This window comes from Geobacillus sp. FSL W8-0026 (assembly GCF_037966255.1).
In the GTDB taxonomy this organism is placed as follows: domain Bacteria; phylum Bacillota; class Bacilli; order Bacillales; family Anoxybacillaceae; genus Geobacillus; species Geobacillus icigianus.
Genome location: NZ_CP150194.1, coordinates 3,618,473 through 3,631,029, shown reverse-complemented (window position 1 = coordinate 3,631,029; position 12,557 = coordinate 3,618,473). Strand labels below are relative to the sequence as shown.

13 protein-coding genes are annotated in these 12,557 nt (G+C 52.2%); 12 read left to right on the top strand and 1 reads right to left on the bottom strand.

Annotation, left to right across the window (positions count from 1 at the left end; translation table 11 throughout):
• Positions 1–477: 477 nt before the first annotated feature.
• The 11 genes from rpmH to NST29_RS18085 all read left to right on the top strand — a co-directional run bounded on the left by rpmH (position 478) and on the right by NST29_RS18085 (position 10,293).
• Positions 478–612 carry a 50S ribosomal protein L34 gene (rpmH, locus tag NST29_RS18135; RefSeq protein WP_020961658.1) on the top strand — a complete coding sequence of 45 codons (135 nt, stop codon included), beginning with the start codon at positions 478–480 and terminating at the stop codon, positions 610–612.
• Between the two features lie 84 nt (positions 613–696).
• A complete protein-coding gene (gene rnpA / locus NST29_RS18130; protein WP_033017858.1) occupies positions 697–1,062 on the top strand; it encodes a ribonuclease P protein component in 366 nt (121 codons plus the stop codon).
• A 73-nt stretch (positions 1,063–1,135) separates the two neighbouring features.
• The gene (spoIIIJ, locus tag NST29_RS18125) at positions 1,136–1,900 is read left to right on the top strand and encodes a YidC family membrane integrase SpoIIIJ (protein WP_033842762.1); all 765 of its coding nucleotides are present in this window, start codon (positions 1,136–1,138) and stop codon (positions 1,898–1,900) included.
• Positions 1,897–2,553, top strand: coding sequence for an RNA-binding cell elongation regulator Jag/EloR (gene jag / locus NST29_RS18120; protein ID WP_033842763.1), 657 nt, complete (start codon positions 1,897–1,899; stop codon positions 2,551–2,553). The genes spoIIIJ and jag overlap by 4 nt, the downstream gene beginning before the upstream one ends.
• 231 nt (positions 2,554–2,784) lie before the next feature.
• Complete coding sequence (gene mnmE, locus NST29_RS18115) at positions 2,785–4,173, top strand: tRNA uridine-5-carboxymethylaminomethyl(34) synthesis GTPase MnmE (RefSeq protein WP_033842765.1); 1,389 nt, start codon at positions 2,785–2,787, stop codon at positions 4,171–4,173.
• Positions 4,174–4,189: 16 nt separating this feature from the next.
• The gene (mnmG, locus tag NST29_RS18110; protein WP_033842766.1) at positions 4,190–6,079 is read left to right on the top strand and encodes a tRNA uridine-5-carboxymethylaminomethyl(34) synthesis enzyme MnmG; all 1,890 of its coding nucleotides are present in this window, start codon (positions 4,190–4,192) and stop codon (positions 6,077–6,079) included.
• 22 nt (positions 6,080–6,101) lie between these two features.
• On the top strand, positions 6,102–6,818 hold the full coding sequence (gene rsmG, locus NST29_RS18105; protein WP_033844728.1) for a 16S rRNA (guanine(527)-N(7))-methyltransferase RsmG: 717 nt from the start codon (positions 6,102–6,104) through the stop codon (positions 6,816–6,818).
• A 135-nt stretch (positions 6,819–6,953) separates the two neighbouring features.
• Positions 6,954–7,799: a nucleoid occlusion protein gene (noc, locus tag NST29_RS18100; RefSeq protein ID WP_033017865.1), complete on the top strand. Its 846-nt coding sequence runs from the start codon at positions 6,954–6,956 to the stop codon at positions 7,797–7,799.
• 126 nt (positions 7,800–7,925) lie between these two features.
• Positions 7,926–8,687 (top strand): AAA family ATPase, encoded by a 762-nt coding sequence (locus NST29_RS18095; protein WP_033017866.1) that lies wholly within the window; start codon positions 7,926–7,928, stop codon positions 8,685–8,687.
• Positions 8,680–9,549 (top strand): ParB/RepB/Spo0J family partition protein, encoded by an 870-nt coding sequence (locus tag NST29_RS18090; protein WP_033842767.1) that lies wholly within the window; start codon positions 8,680–8,682, stop codon positions 9,547–9,549. The genes NST29_RS18095 and NST29_RS18090 overlap by 8 nt, the downstream gene beginning before the upstream one ends.
• Before the next feature lie 45 nt (positions 9,550–9,594).
• Entirely contained in the window at positions 9,595–10,293 is a 699-nt protein-coding gene (locus NST29_RS18085) for a DUF554 domain-containing protein (protein WP_339232556.1), read from the top strand.
• Between the two features lie 529 nt (positions 10,294–10,822).
• Here NST29_RS18085 and yyaC read toward each other — a convergent pair.
• Complete coding sequence (gene yyaC / locus NST29_RS18080) at positions 10,823–11,446, bottom strand: spore protease YyaC (protein WP_033017870.1); 624 nt, start codon at positions 11,444–11,446, stop codon at positions 10,823–10,825.
• A gap of 194 nt (positions 11,447–11,640) precedes the next feature.
• On the opposite strand from yyaC, the gene NST29_RS18075 reads away from it, so the two are divergent.
• A complete protein-coding gene (locus tag NST29_RS18075; protein WP_108209729.1) occupies positions 11,641–12,540 on the top strand; it encodes a mechanosensitive ion channel family protein in 900 nt (299 codons plus the stop codon).
• Positions 12,541–12,557: the final 17 nt, after the last annotated feature.

Genomic DNA, 12,557 nt, shown 5'->3' with positions numbered 1-12,557 from the left:
CCGTTGCCCCTCCCTTGGTTAGCGGATGATCATTTGGTTAAAAAAATAAGTTTGTGGAAAAAACAATATTAAGGAAAAAAGGCGGCTTTTCGACAAATTCCACCACCTGTGGACAAAGCGATCAACAGCCTGTGAAAAATACTATCCACAACCTATCCACAAAATGTGGATATCTTTCTTTATCCACACAGTTGTCCATCGTGAAAACACAATAATAATAGCAAATAAAACAAGTTGTTGCAACGGCTTTTTTGCTTATCCACAAAACGGACAGACTGTGCAAATTTCGTTATCCACACGGGTGAAGATGTGAAAAAAATGTCGATAAATGTTGTGAATTGTTACTTTGGTGGCGAAATTTTATCCACATCGTTGCGTGGAAGGAGCGAAACAAAGAGGCAGTTGACATTTGCTGAGATTGTTCAATATAATGAGAAAGACTGCCCGTAACAGTTATTCCCTAGGGAGGTGTCATAGATGAAACGGACGTACCAACCGAATAGACGGAAACGCAGCAAAGTGCACGGATTTCGCGCCCGCATGAGCACGAAAAACGGGAGAAAAGTGCTGGCGCGCCGCCGCCGCAAAGGAAGAAAAGTATTGTCTGCATAATAGGCCACTGAAGTTTCAGTGGTCTTTTTTCTCACGTGGTGATTGGTCGCCTGGAAATGAGGGCAAATGGAGTGTTTACGGAAAATGAAAAAAAAGCATCGAATCAAGAAAAACGATGAATTTCAGGAAGTGTTTCAGCGAGGGGTTTCGACAGCCAACCGCCAGTTTGTTGTCTACACGCTTGACCGCCCGGGGCAGCCTTATTTCCGCATTGGGCTTTCCGTAAGCAAAAAGCTGGGCAAGGCCGTCACCCGAAACCGGATCAAGCGCTACATCCGCCAATGTTTCCTCGAGTTGAAAGAGGAAATCGTCCCCGGCAAGGACTATGTCGTCATCGCTAGACAGCCCGTTTCAGAGATGAGTTACACGGAAGTGAAAAAAAGCTTCATCCATGTGCTCAGGAAAGCTGGCGCGCTGAAAAATGGGACAAAGTCGCGGCCCTCGGTTTGACACGATGCCCCATCTAGCCAAAAAAGATGGTAAAATACAGACGTGAACTCGTACATATGGGAGGAAAAAGAAGGTGAAAAGGCGAATTGTATGGATAGTCTTAGGTTGTGCATTGATGGCTGTCTTGGCGGGGTGCACGGAAATCAACAAACCGATCACTCCGGAGAGCAAAGGTTTTTGGAATGAGTATATCGTTTATCCGCTTTCTTGGCTGATCAAACATGTCGCCGGGTTGCTTGGCGGAAGCTTTGGGTTGTCGATCATCGTCGTCACGGTGTTGATTCGCTTGTTGATTTTGCCGCTGATGATCCAGCAGACGCGCAATGCCAAGGCCATGCAAGCGCTTCAGCCTGAGATGGAGGCGCTGCGCAAAAAATACAGCTCGAAAGACGCCCAAACCCAGCAAAAACTCCAGCAAGAGATGATGCTTTTGTTCCAAAAGCACGGCGTCAACCCGATGGCTGGCTGCCTTCCTATTTTGATTCAAATGCCGATTTTAATCGGTTTCTATCACGCCATCATGCGAACGAGAGAGATTGCGCAGCACAATTTTCTCTGGTTTGACCTTGGCGAAAAGGACCCGTACTATATTTTGCCGGTCATCGCCGGGGTGACGACGTTCATTCAGCAAAAAATCATGATGGCCGGCTCCGCTCAGCAAAATCCGCAAATGGCGATGATGCTTTGGGTGATGCCGATCATGATCGTCATTTTTGCTATCAATTTTCCAGCTGCTTTGTCGCTTTACTGGGTCGTCGGAAATCTTTTCTCTATTGTGCAAACGCATTTCATTAAAGGGCCGAACGTTTCTGCCCATTCAGGAGGAGCGAAAAAGTGAAAGAAGTCACCGCGACTGCGGCAACGACCGAAGAGGCGGTGCGGTTGGCGCTTGCCCAGCTCGGTGCACCTCGGGAGCGCGTCGACATCGTCGTGCTTGATGAAGGAAAAAGAGGCTGGTTCGGCTTGTTTGGCGGCCGTCCGGCAGTGGTGAAGGCGGTGTTGAAGGTCGATCCCATCGAGGAAGCGGTGCGCTTTCTCGAACGGGTGATGGCGCAGATGGGAGCGGAAGGGGCAAGCATTGAAGTGGTGCGGCGCGGCAAACAAGCGACGCTTCACGTTCACGGGGGACCGGTCGGACTGCTGATCGGCAAACATGGACAAACGTTGAATGCGCTCCAGTTTTTGGCGCAGCTCGTCGCCAACCGCTATGCCGATGAATATGTGTCCATTGTCGTCGATGTTGAACATTACCGAGAGCGGAGAGAAAAAGCGCTCATCGAGCTCGCGAACAAGCTGGCGGCTCAGGTGGTGAAAACGGGGAAGGAAATCCGGCTCGAACCGCTGCCGGCGCATGAGCGAAAAATTATTCACACTGCGCTGGCCCGCCATAAGCGGGTCTCCACTTATTCGGTCGGGGTCGATCCGCATCGATCAATCGTCGTGGCCCCGGCGATGGAAACGAAAGCGCCGACGAAAGAGGCCCCTCTCTGAATAAGGAGAGGAAGGCCTTTTTTTGTTGTCGTGGTGGCGCTGGCAGCGGAAAGGATGGTTTGAAACAAAACCGCGGCCGCACATATGGTCTTTTTTCAACATGAGCATGCCATATTGTTATTCACATGTGGATAAGTTAAAATTGAACTGAGCAACGATGCACACGGAAAGCGACAGCGGAAACGGGCTGTGGATATAGAAAAGACAGGGAAAAAGCGAGGTGAACAAGCCATGACAGAATTTGATACGATTGCCGCCATTTCGACGCCGATGGGAGAAGGAGCGATCGCGATCGTCCGATTGAGCGGCGATGAGGCGGTGGAGATCGCCGACCGGCTCTTTCGCAGTCCGAGCGGGAAACGGCTCAAAGAGGTCCCGACGCATACGATCCATTATGGGCATATCGTCGATCCGAAGAGCGGACAAATCGTTGAAGAGGTGATGGTGTCGGTGATGCGGGCCCCCAAGACGTTCACCCGTGAAGATGTCGTGGAGATTAATTGCCATGGCGGGTTTGTTTCCGTCAACCGGGTGCTGCGGTTGGCGCTGGCTAATGGGGCGCGCCTTGCTGAACCGGGGGAGTTTACGAAGCGGGCGTTTTTAAACGGGCGCATTGATTTATCCCAAGCGGAGGCAGTCATCGACTTGATCCGCGCTAAAACGGATCGCGCCATGAACGTTGCTTTGCAGCAAATGGAAGGGCGGTTGTCGAAATTAATTCGCGAATTGCGGCAGACCATTTTAGAAACGTTGGCGCACGTTGAAGTCAACATCGACTATCCGGAATACGATGATGTCGAAGAGATGACGCCGCGCCTGCTCAAAGAAAAGGCGCAATATGTGCGCGGACAGATTGAAAAGTTGCTGTCGACCGCCAATCAAGGGAAAATTTTGCGCGAAGGCTTGGCAACGGTCATTATCGGGCGGCCGAACGTCGGAAAATCATCGCTGTTAAATGCGCTCGTCCATGAAAACCGGGCGATCGTCACCGACATTCCAGGGACGACGCGCGATGTGATTGAAGAATATGTCAACGTCCGCGGCGTACCGCTCCGCTTGATTGATACGGCCGGCATTCGCGAAACGGAAGATGTCGTGGAGCGAATCGGTGTTGAGCGTTCGCGGCAAATGCTGAAGCGGGCTGATTTCGTTTTGCTTGTTCTGAACAACCATGAGCCGCTGACGGAAGAGGATGAGCGGCTGTTTGCGATGATTGAAGGGATGGACGCGATCATCATCGTCAACAAAACCGATTTGCCGAGACGAATAGATATGGAACGGGTCGAGAAATTGGCGGCCGGCCGACCGATCGTGACGGCTTCATTGCTTCATGAACAGGGAATCGATGAATTGGAAAAAGCCATCGCCGATCTGTTTTTCGGCGGCGAACTTGAGGCGGGCGACTTGACCTATGTATCAAACTCCCGCCATATCGCGCTGCTTGAACAAGCGAAGCAGGCGGTCGATGATGCGCTTTCCGGCATTGACGCCGGCATGCCGGTCGATCTTGTCCAAATCGATTTGCGCCGGGCGTGGGAGCTGCTTGGCGAAATCGTTGGCGATACAGTAAACGAAAGTTTGATTGATCAGCTGTTTGCCCAATTTTGTTTAGGAAAATAAGCAAGGAGGAAACGAAATGGAGTATCACGGAGGAACGTATGACGTCATCGTCATCGGCGCCGGCCATGCTGGTTGCGAAGCGGCGCTTGCTTCGGCGCGTATCGGGGCGAAAACGCTCGTCATTACGCTCAACCTCGATATGATTGCGTTTATGCCGTGCAACCCGTCGATCGGCGGCCCGGCGAAAGGGATCGTCGTGCGCGAAATCGACGCTCTCGGCGGGGAAATGGCGAAAAACATTGACAAAACGTATATCCAGATGAGGATGTTAAACACGGGCAAAGGTCCGGCCGTCCGCGCGCTGCGGGCCCAGGCTGACAAAGTGCTGTACCAGCGGGAAATGAAGAAAACGCTCGAAAATCAGGAAAATTTGACGTTGCTGCAAGGGAAAGTCGAGCGGCTCATCGTTGAAGACGGCGTCTGCAAAGGCGTCATCACCCAAACGGGCGCTCATTATTACGCGAAGGCCGTCGTCATCACAACCGGGACGTTTTTGCGCGGAGAAATTATTATTGGTGACATTAAATACTCAAGCGGACCGAACAACCAGCAGCCGTCGATCAAGCTGTCCGAGCATTTAGAAGAGCTTGGGTTCGAGCTCGTCCGCTTCAAAACGGGCACGCCGCCGCGCGTCAACAGCCGGACGATCGACTACAGCAAAACGGAAATTCAGCCGGGCGACGAAGAGCCGCGGGCGTTTTCGTACGAGACGACAACTTACATCACCGATCAGCTGCCGTGCTGGCTGACGTATACGACAGAGGAAACGCACCGCATCATTGATGAAAATTTGCATTTGTCGCCGATGTACTCCGGCATGATCAAAGGAACCGGGCCGCGCTATTGCCCGTCGATCGAAGATAAAGTCGTTCGGTTCCACGACAAGCCGCGCCATCAAATTTTCCTCGAGCCGGAAGGGCGGGAAACGGAAGAAGTCTACGTGCAAGGGCTGTCGACAAGCTTGCCGGAACATATCCAACGCAAGCTGCTTGAGACGATCCCAGGGCTCGAGAAAGCGCAGCTCATGCGGGCCGGCTATGCGATCGAGTACGATGCCATCGTGCCGACACAGCTTTGGCCGACATTGGAAACAAAGCTGGTGAAAAACTTGTACACCGCCGGGCAAATTAACGGCACATCCGGCTACGAAGAAGCGGCGGGGCAAGGCATCATGGCCGGCATTAACGCCGCCCACCGCGCGCTCGGCCGCGAGGAAATCATTTTAAGCCGTTCGGACGCTTATATTGGCGTCCTGATCGACGACTTGGTGACAAAAGGGACAAACGAGCCGTACCGCCTGCTCACGTCGCGCGCCGAATATCGGCTGTTGCTCCGCCACGACAACGCCGATTTGCGCCTCACTGAGCTCGGCTATCGGATCGGTCTCATTTCCGAAGAACGGTATGAAAAATTTTTGGCGAAAAAAGAGGCGATCGAACGGGAGAAAAAACGGCTGCAAACGATCATCATTAAACCGACGCCAGAGGTGCAGGAAGTCATCCGCCAGGCGGGCGGAAGCGAGCTGAAAGACGGGATTCGCGCCGCTGATTTGCTAAGGCGTCCGGAGATGACGTACGAGCACATCCAAAAACTGGCGCCTTCCGATGAAGAGATCGCTAAAGAAGTGGCGGAACAAGTCGAAATTCAAATCAAATATGAAGGTTACATTCAAAAATCGTTGCAAGAAGTCGAGCGGCTCAAAAAAATGGAAAACAAAAAAATCCCGGAAGATATCGACTACGACGCCATTCAAGGTCTGGCGACCGAAGCGCGGCAAAAACTGAAACAAGTGCGCCCGCTCTCAATCGCCCAAGCATCGCGCATTTCCGGCGTCAATCCGGCCGATATTTCGATCTTATTAGTGTATTTGGAACAAGGAAGAATCGCGCGCGTGTCGAATGAATAAACATGAGGGAAAGGATTGGCTTATGGAGGCGACACAATTTCAAGCCATGCTTGAGGAGAGGGGGATTTCCCTCTCTTCCCAAGCGCTTGCGCAGTTTGAGCGCTATTATGAACTGCTCGTCGAATGGAACGAGAAAATGAATTTGACCGCTATTACAGACAAGCCCGGCGTCTATGTGAAACATTTTTTTGACTCGGTTTCCCCCGCCTTTTACTACGATTTTTCCGCGCCGCTTTCGCTGTGCGATGTCGGCGCTGGAGCGGGGTTTCCAAGCATTCCGCTCAAAATTTGCTTTCCGCATCTGCGCGTTTCGATCGTCGATTCGTTGCAAAAGCGCATTCGTTTTTTGGACCATCTCGTCGCCGCGCTGCAACTTGAGGGAGTGGCGCTCTATCATGATCGGGCCGAGACGTTCGCTCGTCAAAAGGGAATGCGCGAATCGTTTGACGTTGTCACGGCTAGGGCGGTAGCGCGCATGCCGGTGCTTGCCGAACTTTGTCTTCCGCTTGTCAAAGTTGGAGGCACATTGATCGCCATGAAGGCTGCTTCGGCGCCTGAAGAATTGAAAGAGGGAAAAAAGGCGATCGCGGTGCTCGGCGGGGAAGTCGCGGCGGCGGAAACGTTCGCGTTGCCGTTTGCGGAGGGGGAGCGGACCATTATTTTCATTCATAAAACGAAAAAGACGCCGGTCCAATATCCGCGCAAGCCAGGAACGCCGAGCAAGCAGCCCATTCAGTAGCCGGCGGCGGACACGGCGCAAAGGCGGCTCCGTCGTCCCGTGTCTCATGACGGGGAAACAGCTAGGGAGAAGGTCGCGCGTGCCGGGTGGCAAAGAGAGCGTTTTGCTAAGTACGTCCAAAGGTGGTGTAGGGGGATGAAGCATCCATTTTCGCGCTTGTTCAGTTTTGGAGAGAGAGAGCTGGAAGAAGCGGGGGAAAAACAAGAGAGGGAAGAAGTTCGCCACATTCCGGTCGAAAGCATTATCCCGAACCGCTTTCAGCCGCGCACGATGTTTGATGAAGAAAAAATCAATGAATTGGCGTTGACGATTCGCACGCACGGCATCATCCAGCCGATCGTCGTCCGCGAATGCGGAAACGGACAGTTTGAAATCATCGCCGGCGAACGGAGATGGAGGGCGGTGCAAAAGCTCGGCTGGACGGAAATCCCGGCGATCATCAAAAACTTAAATGACAAAGAAACCGCCTCCGTCGCCCTCATTGAAAACTTGCAGCGTGAAGAGTTGACACCGATTGAAGAGGCGATGGCGTACGCCAGGCTCATCGAACTGCACGATTTGACGCAAGAAGCGCTCGCCCAGCGGCTTGGCAAAGGGCAGTCGACGATTGCCAACAAGCTGCGTCTGCTCAAACTTCCGCAGGAAGTCCAAGAAGCGCTGTTGCAGCGGGCGATTACGGAGCGTCATGCGCGCGCCCTAATTGCGTTGAAAGACAAAGAAAAACAGCTGAAGTTGCTGCAGGAAATCATCGACAAGCAACTGAACGTCAAGCAGACGGAAGACCGGGTCGTCAAGCTGCTTGAAGCGCGGGAACAAAAGCCGAAGCCAAAGCGCAAGGCGTTCAGCCGCGATATGCGCATCGCCATTAATACGATTCGCCAGTCGCTTTCGATGGTGGAAAATAGCGGGGTGTCCGTTCAATCGGAAGAGGAAGAATTGGACGATTACTATCAAATTACGATTCGCATCGCCAAAAAATAATCAACTGGTCATCGTTTGCCTCATCACGCGCGGCTGATGGGGTTTTTTCTTTCAGAAAACAAAGTCATTTTCCTTTTTTCATGATAAAATAAAGTTTATGAGGAAGAGATAGAGGTAGGTGGCATCGTGGGCAAAGTCATTGCTATTGCAAACCAGAAAGGTGGCGTCGGAAAAACAACGACAGCGGTCAACTTGTCAGCTTGTCTCGCCCATCTCGGAAAAAAAGTGCTGTTGGTTGACGCCGATCCGCAAGGAAATGCGACAAGCGGCATCGGCATTGAACGGGGAGATGTTGACGAATGCATTTATAACGTCATCATCGGTGACATGAAGGCGAAAGACGTCATTCGGCCGACAGACATCGAAAATTTATACGTCATTCCAGCAACGATCCAGCTGGCTGGTGCGGAAATTGAGCTCGTTTCCGTTATCTCTCGCGAAATTCGGTTGCGAAACGCGCTCGCACCGCTAAAAGACAAGTATGACTTTATCATTATTGACTGTCCTCCTTCGCTCGGGTTGCTGACGCTGAATGCGTTGACGGCGGCCGATTCTGTCCTTATCCCGGTCCAATGCGAATATTACGCGCTGGAAGGGCTCAGCCAGCTGCTCAATACGATCCGGCTTGTGCAGCGGCATTTAAACTACGATTTGCGCCTTGAAGGCGTTCTGTTGACGATGCTTGATGCAAGGACAAATCTAGGTTTGCAGGTCATTCAAGAAGTCAAAAAGTATTTCCGCGAAAAAGTGTACGAGACGATCATCCCGCGGAATGTGCGGTTGAGCGAGGCGCCAAGCCATGGCAAACCGATTATTTTGTACGATGTCAAGTCGAGGGGGGCCGAAGTGTATTTGGATTTAGCGAAGGAGGTGCTTGAACGTGGCTAGAGGGCTTGGCAAAGGCATCGGCGCGCTGTTTGACAACTTCCCGCTCAACGGAATGGACGGAAACGAAGAAACTGTGCGGGAAGTCAGCATTCACGATCTTCGGCCGAATCCGTACCAGCCGCGGAAAACGTTTCAACCCGAGGCGATCGAGGAGCTGAAGCAATCGATTTTGCAGCATGGCATTTTGCAGCCGCTCATCGTCCGCCGCGCACTGAAAGGGTTTGAAATCGTTGTCGGCGAACGGCGCTACCGGGCGGCAAAAGAGGCGAATTTGTCGTCAGTGCCAGTGGTGGTTCGCGAATTGACCGACGAGCAAATGATGGAGTTTGCGCTTCTCGAAAACTTGCAGCGTGAAGACTTGAACCCGATCGAAGAAGCGATGGCGTATAAAATGTTGATGGACAAGCTGCACTTGACCCAAGAGGAAGTCGCCAGCCGCGTCGGGAAAAGCCGCCCGCACATCGCCAATCATTTGCGTTTGTTGTCCCTCCCTTCCGATGTGCAAAAACTGCTCATCGATGGCACTCTTTCGATGGGGCATGGCCGCGCGCTTTTGGGGCTGAAGCAAAAAAGCAAAATGAAACCGATTGTGGAACGGGTGATTCGCGAAGGACTGAACGTCCGTCAGCTGGAAAAGCTGATTCAGCAGGCCAATGCCGATGTTCCACGTGAAACATTGAAGCGAAAAAAGCAAGAAAAAAGCGTGTTTCTTCGCGAAAGCGAAGCGTTGCTGCGCGAAAAATTCGGAACGAACGTCACCATTAAACAAACGAAAAAACGCGGAAAAATCGAAATTGAATTTTTTTCTCCGGAAGATTTAGAGAGAATATTAGAACTGCTCGATGTGCGGTTTGATGAGTAGGCCGATGATCGAGGATGTTCAATTGGTTGGAAAGAGTGGTTCATCATGGTATTGCTAGGAACGATCGTCAATGGGCTGAGCATTGTAGCTGGAGCATTGATCGGCAAGGCGTTTCGCCGCATCTCCGACCGCGTCAAAGAAACGGTGATGGGAGGAATCGGACTGGCTGTGGCACTTCTTGGCGTGCAGATGGGGATGAAAAGCGAGCAGGTTCTTGTTGTCATCATTAGCCTTGTGTTTGGCGGCATTCTCGGAGAGTGGTGGGACTGGGAGGAAAAGCTGAACCGGCTCGGCCGATGGCTCGAGAAAAAAGTGGGCGGGAACGGGGGAAGCATCGCCCAAGGATTTGTGAGCGCGACGTTATTGTTTGTCATCGGCGCGATGGCCATTGTCGGGGCGCTGGACAGCGGGCTGCGCGGCGACCATAGCGTCCTCTACACAAAATCGATTTTGGATGGGTTCGCCAGCGTCATTTTGACGACGACGCTTGGCATCGGTGTCATATTTTCCGCGCTGCCGGTGATGGTTTACGAGGGCAGCATCGCGTTATTGGCGACGCAAATCGAGCGGTTTGTGCCAAAGAGCGTGCTCGATTCCTTTATCGCCGAGTCGACAGCGACCGGAGGGATTTTGATTATGGCGATCGGTCTCAATATGCTCGGGGTAACGAACATTCGGGTGGCGAATTTGCTGCCGAGCATTGTTGTCACGGCGGGCGCTGTTTTTCTTCTTTCGTTCTGGTAGTGGGACGGCAAGCCGCGTGCAACCCCCTCTTTCAACAGCTGAGACTGAGAAAGAGGGGGATTGGCCGTCCGCTATCGCCAATCATGAGGAGTCCGGTGATTGTCGTGGATACGGCTTTGCCATCTCATTTCTCAACGAGAAAAACCTTGTTGCATCGGTCTTGCTTTTCACGCGCTTTCCCATTGATGAAGGGAATCAGCGGTTTTTCACCGGACTTTTAGGAGGCTGGTGATTTAAGGGAGCAAGCCGCTGATCAAGCCCGTTTCTCAAACAGATAAGCCTTGTCGCGTCAAGAGCGCCTTTCAAACGTTCCTCCATTGCTCAAGAGAAACGACCGTTTTTCACCGCCCTCTTTAGGAGGCTGGTGATTGACGCGCGCAACCGCTTCTCCGAATCGTTTCTCAAGTGGAAACGACTTGTTGCCTCAACCTCTATGTTCGCGCGTTCCACTATCGATCAAGGCAAACAGCGATTTTTCACCAACCTTTTAGGCGAAGCGGTGCACGGGCTCCGATAGCGGACCCTTTTTTTACCACAACGACCGCCGATCTTTCGAAAGCGGAGGGGCGCCAAGCCGCTCCTTGCGAACGACGAACCGTTCTGCTTCGTAAATGCTGTTGGCAATGGTTTTGGCCATGTTCATGACCAAGTGAAGGCGCGTATTTTGCAGGACAAAAAATTCCATAAATCCGCTGACATTGACCACCCCGGCAATATGGGCGTCCCCGACGGGAAGCAGCTGTTTATTGACTCCAGCCCCGGGGCGAACCGGCCCTTTGGCAACGGTGATGGCGCCGACGCTTTTCAACCGACCAAGGCAGGCGTCCACCGCGATCATGAACGGTTCATCGTGAGTCAGTCGAATCGCCTCCACTTTTTCCTCAAGATTGACGGCGTGAATCGGCTCCTCGAGTGTTCCGTATACATGAAAGCGGGATAACGGCTTTTCTTTCAACATCGTGCCCACTAACGGTCCGAGCGAATCGCCCGTCGATCGATCGGTGCCGATGCAAACGATGGCGACCGGCTGGACGAGCGGATCCGGAAGCAGCGCGGCGATCCGCCAAGCGATCAATGATACCGCCCCTGGCTCATCGTAAAAAATGCGGTCTCTTTCCTCCTTGGAAGAGAAAAAAATCGATGGTATGCTCATTCCTTTCACTCCTACTTTCCATCCAAAAGTATTAACAGTATACGGAAAATAAAAGAATGATATACGTTTCTTCCCCTATTTTCCCGCTCTTGTTCGCGAGTGATGCGGATGGCGAAAACATCGGGCTACCCATCGATGGCCTGTCTTGTTAAAATAAAAAGCGCAGAACGAAGAAGATCGAGGTGTTGTCAACGTTGAAAGCGATCGAGAAAATGGTCGATGAACTGTTGGCGTTTTTGACTGATGAAACGCTGTGGCTGGAGATAGGAAAAGGGGCGCTGAAGATCGTTTTGATTTTCCTCGTGTGCGCCGTGGCCGTGAAAGTGTTAAAAGTGGCTGTCCATAATATGTTTCGCGTGCGGCAAAAGGCGCCGATCCGCATTTCCGAACGGAGGGAGGCGACGCTTGTTCGCCTGCTCGACAATGTCATTACGTACGTACTATATTTTATGGCGCTCTTAATGATTTTAGATACATTTGGTGTTCCGGTGAAAGGATTGCTTGCTGGGGCCGGGGTCGTTGGATTAGCGGTCGGCTTCGGGGCGCAAAGCTTAGTCAAAGATGTCATTACCGGATTTTTCATTATTTTTGAGGATCAGTTTGCTGTCGGTGACTATGTGCGCATCGGCAACTTTGAAGGATACGTGGAAGAAATCGGGTTGCGGGTGACAAAAATTAAAAGCTGGACGGGAGAAGTGCACATTTTGCCCAACGGCAGCATTATCGAAGTGACGAACTTTTCGTTGCATAACAGCTTGGCTGTTGTCGACGTCAGCATTGCCTATGAAGAAGATATTGAAGAGGCGGAACAAGCGATCCGCGAGCTTCTTCCGCAGCTGCCGGAGAAATACGAAGATATGGCCGCCGCACCGGAGTTGCTCGGCGTGCAAAACGTCACCGGGGCGGAAGTGGTCCTCCGCATTACGTGCGAAACGAAGCCGATGCGTCATGTAGCGGTGGCTCGCGCGATTCGCAAAGAAGTCAAAAAGCTTCTTGATGAACGCGGCATTGATATTCCGTATCCTCGGCTTGTGCTGCATCGCCGCGGCGGGGAGGAACAGCTGGACGCCAAGCCGCAAAAACAACAGCTGTGATCGCGAGGAGGTGGACA